We start from the raw sequence: 15,975 nt of genomic DNA on the forward strand, positions 1-15,975 counted from the left end.
GTGCAGGTGTCGTTCTTGAAAAGGCCGATTGCAGACCCATTTTAATCATGTAGCCCGATAACGAACTCGCCTGATGGGTGTTCGGGGGCGCAAAGGCCTGTCCATGGTGGAAGGCTACAATTTCTCGCTGATTTCAGGAGTTTTATTTATGCGTAACTTCGATCTTTCTCCGCTATACCGTTCTGCAATTGGTTTTGACCGCCTGTTTAACCATTTAGAAAATAACCAAAGCCAGAGCAACGGCTACCCTCCATACAATGTTGAGCTGGTTGACGAAAACCACTACCGCATCGCCATTGCCGTCGCCGGTTTTGCAGAAAACGAACTGGAGATCACCGCTCAGGACAACCTGCTGGTGGTGAAAGGTTCCCATACGGCCGAGCAGAAAGAACGTACCTACCTTTATCAGGGCATCGCCGAGCGCAACTTTGAACGCAAGTTCCAGTTAGCCGAGAACATTCACGTGAAAGGCGCGAACCTGGTCAACGGCCTGCTGTTTATCGAACTGGAACGTGTGATTCCGGAAGAGAAAAAACCGCGTCGTATCGAAATTAACTAATTATGCGGGTCGCGCGAGCGGCCCACCCAGACTTGCTTGCCGTAACGGGAGCATATGCGAATCCATGAGGATTTGCAGGAACAACTGTGCACAAAATTAAACTGTGCCGAACTCGCTTCTCAGAAGGAGATTTAGTATGCGTAACTACGATTTATCCCCCTTGCTTCGTCAGTGGATTGGTTTTGACAAACTGGCTAACGCCCTGCAAAACACCGCTGAACAACAGACGTTTCCGCCTTACAACATCGAAAAAAGCGACGATAACCATTATCGCATTACCCTTGCGCTGGCCGGTTTCCGCCAGGAGGATCTGGATATCCAGCTTGAAGGCACGCGTCTGACCGTGAAAGGTACGCCGGAGAAACAAGAGACCGAGACCAAATGGCTGCATCAGGGGCTGGTTAATCAGCCGTTTAGCCTGAGCTTTACTCTGGCAGACCATATGGACGTCTCCGGCGCAACGTTTACCAACGGGCTGCTGCATATTGACCTGACCCGTAACGTGCCGGAAGCCATCGCGCCACAGCGTATCGCCATTAGCGACCGGCCGGCGTTAAACAGTTAACAGGGTGCGGGCTGGTGCCCTCACCCCGACCCTCTCCCACAGGGAGAGGGTGAAAAGATAAAGCCCTGCCCCGGCAGGGCTTTTTTGTGCGCCATCGCCCATACAACCGCCCACGGCTCTGAGAGAATCCTTATCATAACTAAGGTTATGCCAAGGAAGTGGATCATGAGTGATATCGCGTTAACCGTAAGCGTGTTGGCCCTGGTCGCTGTTGTTGGCCTGTGGATAGGGAATATCAAAATCCGCGGCGTCGGGTTTGGGATAGGCGGGGTGCTGTTTGGCGGCATTTTTGTCGGGCACTTTGCCGACAAGCTCGGGCTGGTCCTCAGCGCCGAAATGCTCCACTTTACCCAGGAGTTCGGCCTGATCCTCTTCGTTTATACTATCGGTATTCAGGTGGGACCGGGGTTTTTCGCCTCACTTAGGGTCTCCGGATTACGGCTCAACCTGTTTGCCCTCGGCATTGTGATAATGGGCGGGCTGGTCACCGCGATTCTGCACAAAATCTTCGATATCCCGCTCCCCGTAGTGCTGGGCATTTTCTCCGGGGCGGTCACCAACACGCCTGCGCTCGGCGCGGGGCAGCAGATCCTTCGCGATTTGGGTATCGAACCCGGCATCGTCGACCAGATGGGGATGAGCTACGCCATGGCCTATCCGTTTGGCATTTGCGGCATTCTGCTCTCCATGTGGCTGGTCCGCGTCCTGTTTCGCATTAACGTCGACAAAGAGGCGAAGGACCATGAAACCACGCTCACCAACGGCCATATGCCGATCAAAACCATCAACATTCGGGTCGATAACCCTAATCTGAATAATATGGCGATTCAGGACGTGCCGATCCTGAACAGCGCCAATATCATCTGCTCCCGCCTTAAGCGCGACGATATGCTGATGGTCCCCGCACCCGGCACCGTCATTCAGCAAGGCGATCTGCTGCACCTTGTCGGTCAGCCCGGGGATTTAAATAACGCGCGGCTGGTAATTGGTCAGGAAGTGGATACCTCGCTCTCAACCCGCGGCACCGATATGCGGGTGGAGCGCGTGGTGGTAACAAACGAGCATGTTCTCGGCAAGAAAATACGCGATCTGCAGGTAAAAGAGCGTTATGACGTGGTGATCTCCCGCCTTAACCGTGCGGGTGTCGAGCTGGTCGCCAGCCCGGAGGCCAGCCTGCAGTTCGGGGATATCCTCAACCTGGTTGGGCGCCCGTCTTCCATCGACGCCGTCGCGGATATGGTGGGTAACGCCCAGCAGAAGCTGCAGCAGGTGCAGATGCTACCGGTGTTTATCGGTATCGGGCTTGGCGTGCTGCTCGGTTCCATCCCGCTGTACGTGCCTGGCTTCCCGGTGGCGCTCAAGCTGGGCCTGGCGGGCGGACCGCTGATTATGGCGTTGATCCTCGGGCGTATCGGCTGCATCGGTAAGCTCTACTGGTTTATGCCGCCAAGCGCTAACCTGGCGCTGCGCGAGCTGGGCATCGTGCTGTTCCTTGCGGTGGTCGGGCTGAAGTCCGGCGGGGATTTCGTCGACACCCTGATCAAGGGCGAAGGGATGAGCTGGGTCGGTTACGGCATATTTATCACGGCTATTCCGTTGCTGACGGTGGGCACACTGGCGCGGATGTTCGCCAAAATGAACTACCTGACGCTGTGCGGCATGCTGGCGGGTTCCATGACCGATCCGCCCGCGCTGGCCTTTGCCAATAACCTGCACACCACCAGCGGCGCGGCCGCGCTCTCCTATGCCACCGTCTACCCGCTGGTGATGTTCCTGCGCATCATCACCCCGCAGCTACTGGCGGTGCTGTTCTGGGGGATGAGCTAGTAAATCTTCCGGGTGGATGCGCCGCAGATGGTAGTCCACCTGGTAATCACTGGTATTTCGGAACATCACGGAATAGTTGAGGAACTCGCCGCTGTCGCTGTAGGAGAGAGATGTAATTCGCAGCAGCGGCGTCTGTTCCGGCAGGTTCATATAACCGGCCAGCGTTTTATCTGCCAGCACCGGCGTCAGGCTCTCGTAGTTGCCGCTGATGGTGACCCCGCACTCCTTCTCGATGTAATCAAACTTTGACCCTTCAAGATGCGCCAGCGACAGGTTGCGAAACAGCTTCACCGGCATAAAACTGTCCTCCAGCATCAGCGGTTTTCCGTCCACGTAGCGCACCCGCCGGGAAAAGTAGATCCGCTCATCCACCTGAATTCGCAGCTGGCTGGCGATGGCGGGCGGGGCGGGCATCACTTCAAACTGCAGCACCTTGCTCTGCACCTCTTTTCCCTGCTGACGCAACACTTCCACCAGCCCGGTCAGGTTGGTGGTTTCGTGGTGAACGTCTTTGCGTGACACAAACGTGCCGCTGCCGTGCCGCCGTTCAACCAGCCCCCAGCTCACCAGCAGATCCAGCGCCTTGCGGATGGTCATTCGCGCCACGCCGAACTCCTGCGCCAGCGCTTTCTCGCCCGGCAGCGGACTGCCGATATTGTAGTCCGACGAATTCAGCCGCAGCCGCAATCTGTCAGCAATGGATTTGTAGATCACCAGTAGACCTCTCTGCCCTTATCAGGGCGTGGATGGCGTCCTGACATGTCCATATTTACCGCAAAAAGTAGACCTGATTGGTCAAAATAAAACCATGAATGCGATCACGAATCGCAGCGGCACGCCATGTTCGCGCATCAGTAAGTTCTTATGCTCACCTCAGGCCAGCAAAAAACCATAAAGGCCTCTACCCCTACAGGTTGTTTCATGAGGATTTAAAAATGCTCAGTCAAATACAACGTTTTGGCGGTGCCATGTTTACCCCGGTGTTGCTGTTTCCGTTCGCCGGGATCGTGGTGGGAATCGCCATCATGCTTCGCAACCCGCTGTTTGTCGGCGAAGCCTTAACGGCCCCCGATCATCTTTTCGCGCAGATTGTTCACATTATTGAAGAGGGCGGCTGGGCGGTGTTCCGCAATATGCCGCTGATTTTTGCCGTCGGCCTGCCGATTGGCCTGGCGAAGCAGGCCCAGGGCCGCGCCTGTCTGGCTGTGCTGATTAGCTTCCTGACCTGGAACTACTTCATCAACGCGATGGGGATGACCTGGGGCCACTTCTTCGGCGTCGACTTCTCCGCCGAACCGACGGCGGGTAGCGGGCTGGCGATGATTGCCGGGATCAAAACGCTCGATACCAGCATCATCGGTGCCATCGTGATTTCAGGCATCGTCACCGCCATCCACAACCGCTATTTTGACAAGCCGCTGCCGGTGTTTCTGGGGATTTTCCAGGGCAGCTCGTTTGTCGTTATCCTCGCGTTCTTCGTCATGATCCCCTGCGCCTGGCTGACGCTGCTGGGCTGGCCGAAAGTGCAGATGGGCATTGAGTCTCTGCAGGCGTTCCTGCGCTCTGCCGGGGCGCTGGGCGTGTGGGTGTATACCTTCCTGGAACGCATTCTGATCCCAACCGGATTGCACCACTTCGTCTACGGTCCGTTCATCTTCGGCCCGGCGGCGGTGGAGGGGGGGATTCAGGTCTACTGGGCACAGCACCTGCAGGAATTCAGCCAGAGCACCCTGCCGCTGAAAACCCTCTTCCCGGAAGGCGGCTTCGCCCTGCACGGTAACTCAAAAGTGTTCGGTTCGATCGGGATTGCGCTGGCGATCTGGTACACCGCGTCGCCGGAAAACCGCGTCAAGGTCGCGGGGCTGCTGGTCCCGGCCACGCTTACCGCGGTGCTGGTGGGCATTACTGAACCGCTCGAATTCACCTTCCTGTTTATCTCGCCGCTGCTGTTTGCCGTTCACGCCGTGCTGGCGGCGACCATGGCAACGGTGATGTACACCTTCGGCGTGGTCGGCAACATGGGCGGCGGCCTGCTGGACCAGTTCCTGCCGCAAAACTGGATCCCGATGTTCCACAACCACGCCTCGACGGTGTTCACCCAGATCGGCATTGGCGTGTGCTTCACCGGAATTTACTTCGTGGTCTTCAAAACGCTGATTGCGCGTCTGAACCTGAAAACGCCGGGCCGGGAAGAGAGCGAAATCAAACTCTACAGCAAGGCCGACTATAAGGCGGCGCGCGGGCAAACCACCGCCCCGGCGGCGGCCAGCCAGCAGGTCGGACAGGCCGCCGGGTTCCTGCAGGCGCTTGGCGGCGCGGCCAACATCGAAAGCATCAACAACTGCGCCACCCGCCTGCGCATCGCCCTGGTCGATATGGCGAAAACGCAAAGCGATGACGTCTTCAAAGCCCTCGGCGCCCACGGCGTGGTGCGACGCGGCAACGGTATTCAGGTGATTGTCGGCCTGCACGTTCCTCAGGTGCGCGACCAGCTGGAATCGCTGATGAAAACCCCCTTAACGAATGAACAAACCACCCTGACAGAGGCTATATCATGAAAAAATTCTCAGTTGTCATTGCAGGCGGCGGCAGCACCTTTACGCCTGGTATCGTCCTGATGCTGTTAGCCAACCGTGACCGTTTCCCGCTGCGCGCCCTGAAGTTTTATGACAACGACGGCGCGCGTCAGGAGACCATCGCCGAAGCGTGCAAAATCATCCTTAAGGAGCAGGCTCCGGAGATTGAATTCAGCTACACCACCGATCCGAAAGCGGCGTTTACCGATGTCGATTTCGTAATGGCGCATATCCGCGTGGGCAAATACCCAATGCGTGAAAAAGATGAAAAAATCCCGCTGCGCCACGGCGTGCTGGGCCAGGAAACCTGCGGCCCGGGCGGCATCTCCTACGGCATGCGCTCTATCGGCGGCGTGCTGGAGCTGGTGGATTACATGGAGCAGTACTCCCCAAACGCGTGGATGCTGAACTACTCCAACCCGGCGGCGATTGTCGCGGAAGCCACGCGCCGTCTGCGTCCGAACGCCAAAATCCTCAACATCTGCGATATGCCGATCGGCATTGAAGGGCGCATGGCGCAGATAGTCGGCCTGAAGGACCGCAAAGAGATGCGCGTGCGCTACTACGGTCTGAATCACTTCGGCTGGTGGACGTCGATTGAAGACCTGAACGGCAACGATCTGATGCCGAAGCTGCGCGAATACGTGGCGAAAAACGGCTATGTTCCGCCTTCGGAAGATGCGCACACCGAAGCGAGCTGGAACGATACGTTCGCTAAAGCAAAAGACGTGCAGGCGCTGGATCCGGACACCATGCCGAACACCTACCTGAAGTATTACCTGTTCCCGGACTACGTGGTCGCGCATTCCAACCCGGAACGCACCCGCGCCAATGAGGTCATGGATCACCGTGAAAAGCATGTGTTCAGTTCCTGCCGGGCGATTATCGAGGCGGGCAAATCTTCCGCCGGTGAGCTGGAAATTGATGAACATGCGTCGTATATCGTCGATCTGGCGACGGCAATTGCCTTTAACACCCAGGAGCGGATGCTGCTGATTGTGCCTAACAACGGGGCCATCCATAACTTCGATGCCGATGCGATGGTGGAAATTCCTTGCCTGGTGGGCCATAACGGTCCTGAGCCGCTTACGGTGGGCGATATTCCACACTTCCAGAAAGGGCTGATGAGCCAGCAGGTAGCGGTGGAAAAACTGGTAGTGGATGCCTGGGAGCAGCGCTCGTATCAGAAACTCTGGCAGGCGATTACCCTGTCGAAAACCGTGCCGAGCGCGTCCGTCGCGAAAGCGATTCTGGATGACCTGATCGAGGCCAATAAGGATTACTGGCCAGAGCTGCACTGATCGTCCTGACCGACATCGCCCGATGTCGGTCTCCTTGTCCTTGTCGATTTACGCTATGCTGAAGCCTGCCCGTAGCTCGACAAGGAACCTTCATGAAAATTTCCCGCCTCGGCGAAGCGCCGGACTACCGCTTCTCACTGGCTAATGAACGCACGTTTTTAGCGTGGATCCGCACCGCGCTGGGATTCCTTGCCGCCGGGGTGGGGCTCGACCAGCTCGCGCCTGATTTCGCCACGCCGCTGATTCGCGAGGTGCTGGCGCTGCTGCTGTGCCTTTTCGCGGGCGTGCTGGCGGTTTACGGCTACCTGCGCTGGCTGCGCAATGAGAAGGCGATGCGTCTGAAGCAGGATCTGCCCTATACGCACGGGTTACTCATCATCAGCGCGGTTTTGCTGGCGGTGGCGGGCGTGGTGATGGTGCTGGTGTTCTATGGCGGATAGCCGCAAAGCGCGACGGGAAGCGGACCCCGGCCTGCAGCCGGAGCGGACGTCGCTCGCCTGGCTGCGTACGCTGCTGGGGTATGGCGCGCTGATTGCCCTGGCGATTAAGCACAACTGGCACCGCACCGGGGTGCCGTTCTGGATCTCGCTTGTTGTGCTGGCGCTGGTGGCGATCGTTTTATGGCGCTATACCCGCAGCCGTAACCTGATGGACGTGGCGCAGAACGACTTTGTGCAGCCGAAGGCGGTGCGGGATAAGTTCCTGATTGCGCTGGCCGTGCTGTCTCTGTCTTTACTCTTCGCAGTGACTCACATTCAGCAAATTGTGAGCTTTTAAAGCCCGGTGGCAGCTACGCCTTACCGGGCCTACGATTAGCGGCCTTTTGCTAAATACTTCGCCATCTCGTCTTCCGGCACCATCCCGCCGCCGGTCGCCCACACAACGTGGGTAACGTTCGCACCGGCACTGACGCGCACCGGCCCGGCCATCCCCGCCAGCGCCGACGGTTCCAGACGAATGCCTTCCTCCTGCGCCAGCCAGCCGAGCATGTCGTACATGCTCTGATCGGAAAGCGTATAGAACCCATCAAGCAGGCGCTCCATCGCGCGGCCCACGAAGCCGGAGGCACGTCCTACCGCCAGCCCGTCCGCCGCCGTCACGTTATCAATGCCCAGGTCCTGCACGGCAATCTCGTCGTGCAGGCCGGTGTAGACGCCCAGCAGCATGCACGGGGAGTGCGTGGGCTCCGCGAAGAAGCAGTGAACGTTGTCGCCAAAGGCCAGCTTCAGGCCAAACGCCACGCCGCCGGGGCCGCCGCCGACGCCGCACGGCAGGTAGACATACAGCGGATGCTCCGCATCCACCACGCGGCCCTGTGCGGCAAACTGCGCCTTCAGCCGCTCGCCTGCTACCGCGTAACCCAGGAACAGGGTGCGGGAGTTTTCATCGTCAATGAAGAAACAGTTCGGATCGCTTTCCGCCGCTTTGCGTCCCTGCTCCACCGCCACGCCATAATCCTGCTCGTATTCCACGACGATCACGCCATGGCTGCGCAGTTTGGCTTTCTTCCACTCGCGGGCGTCGGCGGACATATGCACCGTCACCTTAAAGCCGATGCGGGCGCTCATAATGCCGATGGACATACCCAGGTTGCCGGTTGAGCCCACGGCGATGCTGTACTGGCTGAAGAAGTCCTTAAAGCGCGGCTCCAGCAGAACGCTGTAGTCGTCTTCAACGCTCAGCAACCCGGCTTCCAGCGCCAGTTTTTCCGCGTGGGTCAGCACCTCATAGATACCGCCGCGCGCTTTAATCGAGCCGGAGATCGGCAAATGGCTGTCTTTTTTCAGCAGCAGGGTGCCGGGAATGGCCTTGCCGGACTCTTTCTCCAGCCGCGCCTGCATTGCCGGAATCGCGACCAGCTCGGATTCAATAATCCCGCCCGTTGCCGCCGTCTCAGGGAAGGCTTTCGCCAGATAAGGCGCGAAGCGTTTCAGGCGAGCGTGGGCGTTGTCCACATCGGCTTTGGTCAGCCCAACATGGGGCAGCCCTTCAGCCAGCGTCGTGGTGCGGGGGTTAATCCAGGTGGTTTCTTTCAGGGCAATCAGATCCTCAACCAGAGGAAACTGTGCGGTTAAAGTAGTGATAGTTGCGTTTTCCATAATACGTCTCTTCGCGCTCAGATAATGAAAGAAAGCAGGAATGTGCCACCAAGTGCAAGCACCGAGGCGATAAACGTCGCCGTCGTATAGTATTTGAAGGTCTCATTCAGGGTCGCGCCGCAGTATTGCTTCACCAGCCAGAAGAGGGAATCGGTTACGATTGTGCAGCCAATGGCGCCGGAACCGATGGCAATGGTGATGATCTCCGGGCTCACATTCGGGTAGAGCGGCAGCATCGGCGCGACTATCGCCGTGGCGCCCATCATCGCCACCGTCGCGGAGCCTACGGCGGCATGCAGCACCAGCGCCACCAGCCAGGCAAGCAGGATAGGGTGCATGTGCAGGTTCGAGAGAATATGCGCCAGCGAGTCCGCCAGTCCGCTGGTTTTCAGGATGGCGTTAAACGCGCCGCCCGCGCCGATAATCAGCAAAATGTTGGCGATAGAGCCGAAGCCGTGCTCGGTATGGGTTAGCATCGCGCCCATGCCCATATGCTGGCGGATGCCCAGCAGGTAGTAGGCGACAAACACGGCGATAAACATCGCGGTGATCGGGTTGCCGATAAACTCCAGCAGCGTATACAGCGTGCCTTCTTTCGCCATATTCAGCTCGGCGATGGTTTTCAACAGCATCAGGGCAATCGGCAGCAGCACCGTGAACAGCGTGGCGCCCAGCGACGGCAGGGTGTGCTCTTCCCGCACCTTCAGGTCTGAAAATTCCGCCGGAACCGGTTTAAACGGCAGACGATTGCCGAGCAGCTTCAGGAACAGCGGGCCGCCGACCAGCGAGGCCATCAGGCCCACCATCAAACCGTAGACAATGACCGTTCCGACGTCCGCGCCTAATTTATTGGTCACAAACAGCGCGGCCGGATGCGGCGGCACTACGCAATGCACCGCCATCAGCGCGGTACAGAGCGGAATGGCCAGCTTGAGCAGCGACGTGTTGGTCTTTTTGGCGATGGAAAACGCCAGCGGGATCAGCAGTACCACGCCCACTTCCACAAACAGCGTAATGCCGCAGATAAGGCCTACCAGCACCATAATCACGTCCGCCGACAGCCAGCGGCAGCGCTGCAGTGCGATCCCGATGCGCTCTGCCGCGCCGGAGACTTCCATCATCTTGCCGAGAATGGTTCCCAGACCAATCACCGCCGCCAGGAAGCCCAGCGTACCGCCAATTCCGCTCTCGATGGCGTTCACCATATCCAGCGGGCTCATCCCCATCATCGCGCCGACGAAAAAGCTCGCCAGCAGCAACGCGAGGAACGGGTGAAACTTCAGTTTTACGATGGTTAAAACAATCAACACAATGCTGACCAGCAGCGTTGCCACAACCCAGACCTGAGATCCCATATCTCACCTCACCCTTATGTCATCTGTGGGTATTGGACGAAAAAACGGCGTGGGCTGACAAACGATATAAATTGGCGTTCAGGTGAGCCAGATTGGATCAACTGAGTGACTGCGCTCTAAAAAGCGCACTTAATTCGTATTAGGTTCACATAAATTCACCCTTGAGCGGTATGCTGAGCGCAGAAAACCCGCGTGAGAATTGTGATGACCGATGCGAATGAAGCCAGAAACCGCCTGTTAAACGGCTGGCAACTGTCGAAAATGTATACCTTTGAAGTGGCCGCCCGGCATGAGTCCTTCGCCCTGGCGGCGGAGGAGCTGTCGCTCAGCCCCAGCGCGGTGAGCCACCGCATCAACCTGCTGGAAGAGGAGCTGGGCATTCAGCTGTTCGTCCGCTCGCACCGTAAAGTTGAGCTGACGCAGGAGGGAAAGCGCGTTTACTGGACGCTGAAATCGTCCCTCGATACTCTGAATCAGGAGATCCTGGACATCAAAAACCAGGCGCTGTCCGGCACGCTGACGGTCTACTCCCGGCCGTCGATCGCCCAGTGCTGGCTGGTGCCCATGCTGGGGGACTTTACCCGCCGCTATCCGTCGATTTCACTCACCATCCTGACCGGCAATGATTACGTCAATATGCAGCGAACGGGCGTCGATCTGGCGCTCTATTTCGACGATACGCCGCCAAACCACCTCTCTCATCACTTCCTGATGGACGAGGAGATTTTGCCCGTCTGCTCACCGCAGTATGCCCGCGAGCATGAACTGCTGAAAAACCCCGATAACCTCAGCCACTGCACACTGCTGCACGACCGTCAGGCCTGGAGCAACGATTCCGGGACGGATGAGTGGCTGAGCTGGGCGCAACACTTTGCGGTGAATATGCCGCCATCGTCGGGCATTGGTTTCGATCGTTCCGATTTAGCGATTATTGCGGCCATCAACCACGTCGGCGTCGCGATGGGCAGAAAGCGGCTGGTGCAGAAGAGGCTCGAACGGGGCGAGCTGATCGCCCCGTTTGGTGACAAGACCCTGAAATGCCATCAGCACTACTATGTCTCGACGCTTTCTGGCCGTCAGTGGCCGAAAATAGACGCCTTTATCGGCTGGCTGAAAGAACTGGCAGGTTGAAGAATTATTACGCTTTCGCTCTACACCAAATGTCAAAAAGCGTGCTAAATACAGGTAATGCTTTCGATTTATCCAGGGTAAACCGTGTTAAAGCCTTTTATTGCCTCTGCATTACTGATCTCTTCCGGCTGGGCGATGGCCGCTGAGCCGCCGCTGACGGCTGCCCGTTATGCGCAGCAGTTGGGCGTCGGGATGGATGTGGACTGGGCGCGCACCGAGCGCGGCATACGTGAATTCGACCCGCTGGTGGTCCGCGATTTTCGTGCAAAAGGCATTACCCACGTGCGCATCCGCGTGGCCGATGAGCCGACGGAAGCGCGGTTAATTCACCTTCGCAAGCTGGTAGAAGCCTGCGAGCAGTATGGCGTGATCCCGATAATTGCTTATCAGGCTGATGAATATAAAAACGACCCGAAAGCCGATAACGAGAAAGAGACGGTCAACTGGTGGATTGCCGTGGCACACTATTTCGGCCAAAGCTATCCGCAGCTGGGTTTTGATCTCATCTATGAGCCGGCCGACAAGCTTAACCACAGCCTGGCGTCGCTAAACCGCGTGTATGAAAAATCTATTAAAGCGATCCACGACATCGACCCCCAGCGCATGATCTTTATTGCGCCGCGCCTGCGTGCCGCACCGGAGGATTTATCCAGCCTGAAGCTGCCTGCGCACAGCCAAAACTACCTGCTGGCGGAGTGGCATATTTTCCCGTGGGGGCCGCTGAAAAATGGTGGTAAATACCCGTGGACGTCCGGCACGGCGGCGGAGAAAGCGGCTATCCATAATCGCATCAATACCGCCCTGCACTGGCAGCAAAAAACCGGTCACGTTAGCTGGGTCGGGGGCTGGGGCGTGGGGGAGTCAAACCACCTTACGCCAACCGCTTCGCAAATGGCCTTCGCCACCTTTATGGCCTGCGAACTGCAAAAAGCGAAAATCCCGTATGCGCTTAACGCGGATTTCCAGTTTTACGACGGGGAAGAGGGGGCCTGGCGGCCTGCGCCAGAGCCCTTACTGCAGGCGATGATAACGCCTGCCTGTGAAAAGCCCGGCGAGAAGCCGGGCCATCATGCGCTTAAACCGGCTGCTCGTGATGCGGAACGCGCGACGCCAGCGGCAGCCAGCACAGTAAAATCAGCAGCCCCATCAGCGTCATCAGCAACCCCAAACTAGACTGCCCGGTCTGCGGCATCATCGCCGACAGCCAGGCCAGCGCGCCGGAACCAATGTTCTGCAAACCGCCCACCAGCGCGCCCGCCGTGCCTGCGAGGAACGGGAACGGCTCCATCGCACCGCTGGTGGCGAGCGGGAACAGCATCCCCGCGCCGAAGAAGAACAGCGCTGCAGGGATGAGCAGCGTCCAGACGGTCATCACGCCAAACAGCCCTGGGATCCACATCATCAGACCCGCCAGCAGGCAGCTGATCACCGACTGCCACATCAGGGTGGAGAAGCGCTTGTTCTGACGCCCGGCAAACCACGCGCCGAAGAACGCCGCCGGGATTGGCAGAATAAACAGAATGCTCACCACCATGCTGCTCAGGCCCAGCCCCGCGCCCAGCAGCACGCCGGAGCAGGCTTCAAAGACTGCGATACCCGCCAGGCCGCCAATCAGCATCAGCAGGTAGAAGGTGAACGCGCCGTTGCCGAACAGCGTTTTATAGCTGGCGATAAGCTTCGTGCGCGGCGCGTCCTGCGGACGCGTTTCCGGCATCCAGCGCGCCATGCTGAAGGTGACAATGATGCACAGCACCAGCAGGAAGGCGTAGCAGGCGCGCCAGGACCACATAGTGTCCAGCAGGCCGCCAATCAGCGGGGCCAGCAGTGGGCTCACCAGAATCCCCATATTCAACAGGCTATTGGCATGGCGCAGCTGAGTGCCCTGATACATATCGCGCGGTAGGGTTCGCGCCATCACGCCGCCAACGCCGGTTCCGACGCCCTGCAGAGCGCTGGCGGCAATCAGTACGGTCAGGCTGTGGGTGGTCATCGCAATCACGGTCGCCACCATGAAAATGCACATACCGACTAAAATCACCGGACGGCGTCCGATACGGTCGGAGAGCGGTCCATAGAACAGCTGCGAAACGCCATAGGTCAGCAGGTAGGCTGCCATCACGCTTTGTACCGAGCCCTCGCGGACGTTTAATTCCTTTGCCATGTCGGCAATCGCCGGAATGTAGATGGTTTGCGCCATCTGACCGACGGCCACCAGTAACACCAGCATCAACAATAAGTTAACGTTCCGTTGCTTTTTCATGTCGCTGAATACTTTTGCCAAAAGAGAGAAATGAAGAATAAGTGACTGCGCATTCCCATAAATGCGCGAGGAATCTACCACAGAGAGATGACAAATTAAGCATTGTCGTGGTGAATGAAAAAAACGTGAAAGGCAGGATTTGTAAACAAGAACGGCAACTAATGTTGCCAGTGATTTACGCCAGACGTAGCAAAATGGCGCCGCCGGCGATACCCAGCGCCGCCGCGATGCGCAGGCCCGCAACCTTCTCTTTTAAAAGGACAAACGCGATTAGCGCGCCGAAGAGTATGGAAGTTTCACGCAGCGCCGCGACTACCGCCAGCGGCGCCTGCGTCATCGCCCACAGCGCCAGACCGTAAGAGCCCATGGTGCCAACCCCGCCGAGCAGCCCCTTTTTCCAGTGCAGGCGCAGGTAGCCGGACGCCTGGCGCCGACGCGCCACCATCGCCCAGCCGAGCAGGCAGAAGCCGTTCATAAAGAAGGTCCACAGCGTATAGCCCAGCGCGGTCTCCGACAGCCGCACGCCGGTGCCGTCCACCAGCGTATACCCGGCAATAAAGCAGGCATTTAGCAGCGCCAGCCAGATCCCTTTGCGTGACTGCATGCGCCCGTTCATCGCCATCGCCAGAATCGACAGGCAGATCACCCCAATGCCGGACCAGGCGAGCCAGGAGAGACGATCGCCGAGCGCCAGCACGCTGATCAGCGCCACCAGCAGCGGGGCGGTGCCGCGCATCAGCGGGTAGGTCTGGCTCATATCGGAGACTTGATAGGTCTTCGCAACCAGCACGGTGTACACCACCTGTAGGGCGCAGGAGACAATCAAAAACGGCCAGCTTGCAGCAGATGGCTGTGGGGAAAACGGCAGTAAGACCAGAGCGATAAGCGTGGCGGATCCGCTGACGCTTATGGCGGAATAGAGCTTGTCCGTTCCGGCCTTAACGATGGCGTTCCAGCTGGCATGCAGCAGCGCGGCGAAGAGCAAAATGCAGAATACGGTGATGGTCATGGCGTATCGGGTGGTGAATTGTCACTCAACTGTAACATTCACGCCCTGAAGCTGCCAGCCGCTTACACCGCACAAAAAAGGCGGTGCGTCACCCGCGGTTCGTCCGAGACCAGCGTAAATCCTGCCTGGCGATAAAACCCGTAGGCAGCGTCCGGCGCATGGGTATTGAGGAAATCAAACCAGATGCTGGCATCGGCCATCACCACGGTCAAAAGCTGCTTGCCAATTCCCAGCCCGCGGCACTTTTCGCTGACGTAGAGATGACGAATACGTCCGGCGCGCGGCTGCTGGCTGAACGGATCGCGATTCAGACCGCACACGCCGACCAGCTTGCCGTTGAGAAACGCGCCTAACAGCTTTTCGCCCGGCGCGTTAAAGCGGTTCTCACCCCGCTGCCAGCTCTCTTCGAGCCTGCGCAGCATATTGAAATTCAGTGCAATACTTTCCGCCTTCAGGGCGATATACCCCGGCTCATCGGGCGTGACAGGCTCAATTAACAGACGCGACATAGCATTCCCTCGTTATTAAAGAGGGGCGGTTGCCCGCCCCTCTCAGGTGCGACTTGAACCTGAATTACCGAACGAATTTCAGGACAGCATCAAGCAGTTGCAGTACAGCAACAATGAGTTTGAGGATAAGTATCACCATATCCACTACGCTCATACGCGTCTCCTTTTGGTTAAAAGGAGCACGATGCTGGCGTACCTTTCCGCCGCCTGTTGCCAGCACCTGGATTGACGTAACACAGTGTGCTCACTTCAGAGGGTTAAGGCACTGACGGCACCACCCGTTTCAGCCAGGACTTCGTTGCGCCGGTAGAACTGCGGCCCCCTCGCTCACTGCGAACACCCTCAGTATAGATAAATACTGTACGTATGAACAGTATTTTGTGGACAAAATCTGGATGGCGATCCATACTCAAAAACGTCAAAATCCGTGCCGGAATTGCGCGTTCGTCTTCGATCGCGTATACTTTTTTGCGTTGACGTAACACAGTGTGTTCTGCGGCGACCAACCGCAAAACCCTGATAAAAACCTCGCTTAGGCGGGGTTTTTTGTTTTCATCACCCAACAAACGAAACGTGATCCCTGACGCATTTTTGCGCAGATGAAAATTTTTCCATTGTCACGCCCGAAAACCTGTGTTTGTATAAATTCAATCAATGAATCCAAACACAGGTCCCCAATGACTTCATCCATCTTCACTTCGACCCTACTAAAAACTGCGCAACCAGCCGCAGTGGTCGTCGTGCGTGTGGTGGTGGTCGTCGGCAATGCGCCGTAGGGACTGGA

General features: G+C 57.8%; 17 protein-coding genes and 1 other annotated feature. Of the genes, 10 read left to right on the plus strand and 7 right to left on the minus strand.

The annotated features are described in order from the left end of the window. Positions 1 to 83 precede the first annotated feature (83 nt). Positions 84 to 155: a sequence feature (ROSE (Repression Of Heat Shock gene Expression) occurs in the 5'-region of heat shock genes and acts as an RNA thermometer to modulate expression.), on the plus strand. The 3 genes from ibpA to AC4IBF_RS00085 all read left to right on the plus strand — a co-directional run bounded on the left by ibpA (position 149) and on the right by AC4IBF_RS00085 (position 2,951). After that, a complete protein-coding gene (gene ibpA / locus AC4IBF_RS00075) occupies positions 149 to 559 on the plus strand; it encodes a small heat shock chaperone IbpA (RefSeq protein WP_008500162.1) in 411 nt (136 codons plus the stop codon). (Overlaps the previous feature by 7 nt.) Before the next feature lie 136 nt (positions 560 to 695). Further along, entirely contained in the window at positions 696 to 1,124 is a 429-nt protein-coding gene (gene ibpB / locus AC4IBF_RS00080) for a small heat shock chaperone IbpB (protein ID WP_008500161.1), read from the plus strand. A 165-nt stretch (positions 1,125 to 1,289) separates the two neighbouring features. Next, positions 1,290 to 2,951 (plus strand): putative transporter, encoded by a 1,662-nt coding sequence (locus AC4IBF_RS00085; protein ID WP_491463093.1) that lies wholly within the window; start codon positions 1,290 to 1,292, stop codon positions 2,949 to 2,951. Here the strand turns inward: AC4IBF_RS00085 and AC4IBF_RS00090 are convergent. Next, positions 2,919 to 3,665 carry a GntR family transcriptional regulator gene (locus AC4IBF_RS00090; RefSeq protein WP_133293465.1) on the minus strand — a complete coding sequence of 249 codons (747 nt, stop codon included), beginning with the start codon at positions 3,663 to 3,665 and terminating at the stop codon, positions 2,919 to 2,921. The two genes, AC4IBF_RS00085 and AC4IBF_RS00090, sit on opposite strands and share 33 nt — an antisense overlap. A 221-nt stretch (positions 3,666 to 3,886) precedes the next feature. Here AC4IBF_RS00090 and AC4IBF_RS00095 point away from each other — a divergent pair, with 221 nt between their 5' ends. The 4 genes from AC4IBF_RS00095 to AC4IBF_RS00110 all read left to right on the plus strand — a co-directional run bounded on the left by AC4IBF_RS00095 (position 3,887) and on the right by AC4IBF_RS00110 (position 7,605). After that, a complete protein-coding gene (locus tag AC4IBF_RS00095) occupies positions 3,887 to 5,509 on the plus strand; it encodes an alpha-glucoside-specific PTS transporter subunit IIBC (RefSeq protein ID WP_133293466.1) in 1,623 nt (540 codons plus the stop codon). Beyond that, positions 5,506 to 6,828, plus strand: a complete 1,323-nt coding sequence (locus AC4IBF_RS00100) for a 6-phospho-alpha-glucosidase (RefSeq protein ID WP_111964251.1) — start codon at positions 5,506 to 5,508, stop codon at positions 6,826 to 6,828. The genes AC4IBF_RS00095 and AC4IBF_RS00100 overlap by 4 nt, the downstream gene beginning before the upstream one ends. 92 nt (positions 6,829 to 6,920) lie before the next feature. Beyond that, positions 6,921 to 7,268: a YidH family protein gene (locus AC4IBF_RS00105; RefSeq protein WP_143344454.1), complete on the plus strand. Its 348-nt coding sequence runs from the start codon at positions 6,921 to 6,923 to the stop codon at positions 7,266 to 7,268. Continuing rightward, on the plus strand, positions 7,258 to 7,605 hold the full coding sequence (locus AC4IBF_RS00110; RefSeq protein WP_115876759.1) for a DUF202 domain-containing protein: 348 nt from the start codon (positions 7,258 to 7,260) through the stop codon (positions 7,603 to 7,605). Before AC4IBF_RS00105 ends, AC4IBF_RS00110 begins: the two co-directional genes overlap by 11 nt. A 35-nt stretch (positions 7,606 to 7,640) precedes the next feature. Here AC4IBF_RS00110 and dsdA read toward each other — a convergent pair whose 3' ends face one another. Together dsdA and dsdX are read right to left on the minus strand one after the other, a co-directional pair. Next, entirely contained in the window at positions 7,641 to 8,927 is a 1,287-nt protein-coding gene (gene dsdA / locus AC4IBF_RS00115; RefSeq protein WP_136195857.1) for a D-serine ammonia-lyase, read from the minus strand. A gap of 17 nt (positions 8,928 to 8,944) precedes the next feature. Beyond that, the gene (gene dsdX, locus AC4IBF_RS00120; protein ID WP_136195858.1) at positions 8,945 to 10,282 is read right to left on the minus strand and encodes a D-serine transporter DsdX; all 1,338 of its coding nucleotides are present in this window, start codon (positions 10,280 to 10,282) and stop codon (positions 8,945 to 8,947) included. A gap of 204 nt (positions 10,283 to 10,486) precedes the next feature. Here dsdX and dsdC point away from each other — a divergent pair, with 204 nt between their 5' ends. After that, positions 10,487 to 11,413: a DNA-binding transcriptional regulator DsdC gene (dsdC, locus tag AC4IBF_RS00125; protein ID WP_023309825.1), complete on the plus strand. Its 927-nt coding sequence runs from the start codon at positions 10,487 to 10,489 to the stop codon at positions 11,411 to 11,413. A gap of 84 nt (positions 11,414 to 11,497) precedes the next feature. Then, on the plus strand, positions 11,498 to 12,586 hold the full coding sequence (locus AC4IBF_RS00130; protein WP_133293470.1) for a cellulase family glycosylhydrolase: 1,089 nt from the start codon (positions 11,498 to 11,500) through the stop codon (positions 12,584 to 12,586). Here AC4IBF_RS00130 and emrD read toward each other — a convergent pair. The 4 genes from emrD to tisB form a co-directional block, all read right to left on the minus strand. Beyond that, positions 12,489 to 13,673: a multidrug efflux MFS transporter EmrD gene (gene emrD / locus AC4IBF_RS00135; protein ID WP_252093518.1), complete on the minus strand. Its 1,185-nt coding sequence runs from the start codon at positions 13,671 to 13,673 to the stop codon at positions 12,489 to 12,491. The two genes, AC4IBF_RS00130 and emrD, sit on opposite strands and share 98 nt — an antisense overlap. 175 nt (positions 13,674 to 13,848) lie before the next feature. Beyond that, on the minus strand, positions 13,849 to 14,682 hold the full coding sequence (locus AC4IBF_RS00140) for an EamA family transporter (RefSeq protein ID WP_133293471.1): 834 nt from the start codon (positions 14,680 to 14,682) through the stop codon (positions 13,849 to 13,851). 62 nt (positions 14,683 to 14,744) lie between these two features. After that, positions 14,745 to 15,191: a GNAT family N-acetyltransferase gene (locus tag AC4IBF_RS00145; protein WP_021242692.1), complete on the minus strand. Its 447-nt coding sequence runs from the start codon at positions 15,189 to 15,191 to the stop codon at positions 14,745 to 14,747. A gap of 64 nt (positions 15,192 to 15,255) precedes the next feature. After that, complete coding sequence (gene tisB, locus AC4IBF_RS00150) at positions 15,256 to 15,345, minus strand: type I toxin-antitoxin system toxin TisB (RefSeq protein WP_008500146.1); 90 nt, start codon at positions 15,343 to 15,345, stop codon at positions 15,256 to 15,258. A 523-nt stretch (positions 15,346 to 15,868) separates the two neighbouring features. On the opposite strand from tisB, the gene ivbL reads away from it, so the two are divergent. Then, positions 15,869 to 15,967, plus strand: coding sequence for an ilvB operon leader peptide IvbL (gene ivbL / locus AC4IBF_RS00155; RefSeq protein WP_057979964.1), 99 nt, complete (start codon positions 15,869 to 15,871; stop codon positions 15,965 to 15,967). The last annotated feature ends 8 nt before the right edge of the window (positions 15,968 to 15,975 follow it).

It is taken from the genome of Enterobacter sp. Taxon_8 (assembly GCF_058354585.1).

Bases quoted from the DNA above. Each gene is read 5' to 3' on its own strand.
- ivbL (WP_057979964.1), top strand. From the start codon at position 15,869: ATGACTTCATCCATCTTCACTTCGACCCTACTAAAAACTGCGCAACCA.
- emrD (WP_252093518.1), bottom strand. From the start codon at position 13,673: ATGAAAAAGCAACGGAACGTTAACTTATTGTTGATGCTGGTGTTACTG.
- tisB (WP_008500146.1), bottom strand. From the start codon at position 15,345: ATGAGCGTAGTGGATATGGTGATACTTATCCTCAAACTCATTGTTGCT.
- dsdX (WP_136195858.1), bottom strand. From the start codon at position 10,282: ATGGGATCTCAGGTCTGGGTTGTGGCAACGCTGCTGGTCAGCATTGTG.
- dsdC (WP_023309825.1), top strand. From the start codon at position 10,487: ATGACCGATGCGAATGAAGCCAGAAACCGCCTGTTAAACGGCTGGCAA.
- ibpB (WP_008500161.1), top strand. From the start codon at position 696: ATGCGTAACTACGATTTATCCCCCTTGCTTCGTCAGTGGATTGGTTTT.
- AC4IBF_RS00085 (WP_491463093.1), top strand. From the start codon at position 1,290: ATGAGTGATATCGCGTTAACCGTAAGCGTGTTGGCCCTGGTCGCTGTT.
- AC4IBF_RS00100 (WP_111964251.1), top strand. From the start codon at position 5,506: ATGAAAAAATTCTCAGTTGTCATTGCAGGCGGCGGCAGCACCTTTACG.
- dsdA (WP_136195857.1), bottom strand. From the start codon at position 8,927: ATGGAAAACGCAACTATCACTACTTTAACCGCACAGTTTCCTCTGGTT.
- AC4IBF_RS00140 (WP_133293471.1), bottom strand. From the start codon at position 14,682: ATGACCATCACCGTATTCTGCATTTTGCTCTTCGCCGCGCTGCTGCAT.
- AC4IBF_RS00095 (WP_133293466.1), top strand. From the start codon at position 3,887: ATGCTCAGTCAAATACAACGTTTTGGCGGTGCCATGTTTACCCCGGTG.
- ibpA (WP_008500162.1), top strand. From the start codon at position 149: ATGCGTAACTTCGATCTTTCTCCGCTATACCGTTCTGCAATTGGTTTT.
- AC4IBF_RS00145 (WP_021242692.1), bottom strand. From the start codon at position 15,191: ATGTCGCGTCTGTTAATTGAGCCTGTCACGCCCGATGAGCCGGGGTAT.
- AC4IBF_RS00110 (WP_115876759.1), top strand. From the start codon at position 7,258: ATGGCGGATAGCCGCAAAGCGCGACGGGAAGCGGACCCCGGCCTGCAG.
- AC4IBF_RS00105 (WP_143344454.1), top strand. From the start codon at position 6,921: ATGAAAATTTCCCGCCTCGGCGAAGCGCCGGACTACCGCTTCTCACTG.